The sequence below is a fragment of the Cellulomonas sp. P4_B5_2 genome (assembly GCF_056402235.1).
Map to the genome: position 1 here is coordinate 1 of NZ_JBFUHU010000490.1, position 2,588 is coordinate 2,588.

Annotated in this window: 3 protein-coding genes and 1 pseudogene; 1 reads left to right on the forward strand and 3 read right to left on the reverse strand. The window is 73.5% G+C overall.

What is annotated here, in order from left to right; translation table 11 throughout:
• Nucleotides 1-21: 21 nt before the first annotated feature.
• A complete protein-coding gene (locus tag AC1DUQ_RS21495) occupies nt 22-450 on the reverse strand; it encodes a hypothetical protein (protein WP_477074604.1) in 429 nt (142 codons plus the stop codon).
• A 255-nt stretch (nt 451-705) separates the two neighbouring features.
• Between AC1DUQ_RS21495 and AC1DUQ_RS21500 the strand changes: the two genes are divergently transcribed.
• Nucleotides 706-1,005: a DUF1540 domain-containing protein gene (locus tag AC1DUQ_RS21500; protein WP_477074606.1), complete on the forward strand. Its 300-nt coding sequence runs from the start codon at nt 706-708 to the stop codon at nt 1,003-1,005.
• A gap of 116 nt (nt 1,006-1,121) precedes the next feature.
• Here AC1DUQ_RS21500 and AC1DUQ_RS21505 read toward each other — a convergent pair.
• Nucleotides 1,122-1,775 (reverse strand): annotated as a pseudogene (locus AC1DUQ_RS21505) (phosphotransferase); the annotation flags it as partial.
• Between the two features lie 100 nt (nt 1,776-1,875).
• Nucleotides 1,876-2,588, reverse strand: a 713-nt coding sequence (locus AC1DUQ_RS21510; protein WP_477074605.1) for a hypothetical protein, incomplete at its 5' end; no start/stop codon positions are given.

Below are 2,588 nucleotides of genomic sequence, written 5' to 3' on the forward strand. Positions count from 1 at the left end.
GGCCGTTCGGTCGTTCCCGGGTCAGACGCGGGGATCGGTGCGCGGTTGCTCGGCCGGCACCTCGGGGTCGACGCCGCGCGCGGTGCTGGGCTGCTCGGTGCGGACGTCGGGGTCGATGCGGTCTGCCGTGCTCAGGCGGTCGTCGAGCTCGGAGCGCGCGCCGGTGGCCTCCGCGCTGCGTGCCCGTGCCTCGTTCTGCAGCGCGGCCGCGTCGGCGGCCCGGGCATCGGCCTCCGCCTGAGCGAGGCGGGCCTGCGCGTCCAAGCGAGCGGCCTCGGCCTCCCGCCGCTGGACCTCGACCTGGTCGAGGGCAGCCTGCTCGCGGATCTTCTGGGCCTTGGCCCGCTCGGCCTCGGYGCGACGGGTGCCGCGCTGACGGCTGAGCATGACAGCCGCCACGATCACCAGCACGACGACGATGGCGACGATGATCCAGCCGGTCACGTCCATGGTGCTCCTCCTCGGGATGGGTTCCCCCTGACGGCATTCGACTGCCGTCCGTGACCGGTCGCAACCGGGGAGGCGTCAGCGACCCGTCCGGAGACGGCCGAGATCCCGGAGGACGCACAGCCGATTCACCTCCTCCGCCGGTTGTTCGTCGCGTCCCTGACCTGCGGGTAAGGCTGTCCTACCTTGCTAGGCAGGGTGCGCGGAACGGGTCTACCGTCGAAGGAACGCGCAGATCCCACCCCCACGGAGGTCGACATGAGCRCCCYGATGGACATGCCCGCCGTCGCCGAGTGCTCGGTCGCCGGCTGTTCGTACAACGACCACTCGCACTGCCACGCGGCCGCCGTGAACATCGGTGGCGCCACGGGCGACGCGCAGTGCACCACGTTCTTCCCGCTGGGCACCAAGGGCGGGCTCGACAAGGTGATCACGCACGTCGGCGCCTGCCAGCGCGCCGAGTGCGTGCACAACTCGTCGCTCGAGTGCTCCGCGGAGTCGATCCGCGTCGGAGCCGGGCACGAGGAGGCGGACTGCCTCACGTTCAGCCCGCGCTGAGCCCCCGAGAACGTCGAACGGCCGCCCCGGTCAACCGGCGCCAGGAACGCTCGCGCGGCCTGCGAGTACACGCCGCCCGCGTCGACGGCCACCTCGGCGACGATCAGCGCGGTCAGGGAGACATCCAGCTCGGCCGTGCCGGTGCGCGCGTTGGTCCAGTCGATGACCGCGGGCCCGTGGCTCTCCGTGAGGATCACGTTCGCGGGGTGCAGGTCCAGGTGGACGATCGCCGGCCCGGACGTGACCACCGGCCACGAGGTGGGCTCGCCGTGCTCCCAGCCGTGCGGCGGGGTGATGGCGTGCAGCCGCGAGTGCAGGTCGGTGAGGATCCCCGCCGCGTCCGAGAGCGAGACCTCGCCCGCGGTCAGGGCCTGGAGCAGGGTGGGGCCGTGCAGGCGCTCCATCACGAGGTCGGGGCCGCTCGCCTGCAGGATCGCGGGGGCGGGGAACCCGTGCGCGACCACGTGCTGCAGCAGGCGGACCTCGGCGGAGGCGTCCCGGCCGGAGCGGTAGCGGCGCAGGACGGTGTGCTCGTCGAGCGCGAAGACGTCGGCCGCAGCGCCGGCGGCGAGGACGGGACCGGGCTCGTCGGAATCGGCCAGTGCCGGGTCGACGGCGGGGAGGTGGGGCGTGACGGCGCCGGAAGAGCTTCGGTCCGGCTGCGTCGGGAAGTCGGGTGCGGGGTCGTGCGGGTGGTTCTCAGCGGCTTCCGATGCCCTTCGTCCTGAAGGCGTCGTAGGGCCGCTCGGAGCGAGTCCTGCGGAGTTCATGGATCGACGGTAGACGCATTCGCCCGAGTTGTCCCTACTGATGTGCAGACAAGTCCCTGACCTGCGCTTTACCTGCCCGACACCCGTCGGTGTGTGCGGGTCAGGGCCGAGAGACCCGGTCCAGCGTCTGCAGAGCCTGCTCGTGGGTGGCCGGCAAGGGTTCGATCCAGACCCGGACCGGCTGGCGCGTGGACGCCCTGAGCTCGAGAAGCTCGCAGCGGCGGGCGATCTCGAGGTGGAGCGCCTCGAGCGGGGGGTGCGGGTCCTCGTCGGCGCGCGCGAGCACCGCGAACACGCCGCCGCCCAGCGTCGCCATCGGGTGGCCCTCGCCGTAGGTGGTGGTCATCGCGGCACCGACCGCGGCCGACCGCGCGGCGCGGGTGAACGGGTCGACGTCCCCCGCGGCGACGTCGATGAGGACGAGGTGATGGCCGAGATCGGCGGCAGCACGGGAGCGCTGGGTGGGCAGCGCCGCGTCGCGGTACGTCTCCGCGAGCCGGATGGCGAGGTACTGACGGCTCGGCAGGCCCGACTCCGGGTCGAGCGCGGTGCCGAACGCGATCGTTCCGGCCTGGGCGTCGGCCCAGCCCTCGCACAGCGCGCGCAGGACGGCCGTCGGTGGGTCGGCGGCGCCGAGGGTGCGGTACAGGCAGGCGAGGTCGTCGACGGTCTCGCCGATGCCCACGCCGTCGTAGCCGCGGGCGCGGCCCAGCTCCTCCGCGGCGGCCGCGGGGTCACCGGCGGCGAGCACGGCCGTGGCCAGCGCGTCGACCGCCGGGTGGTACCAGTCCGACGGCCGCAGCCACACGGACC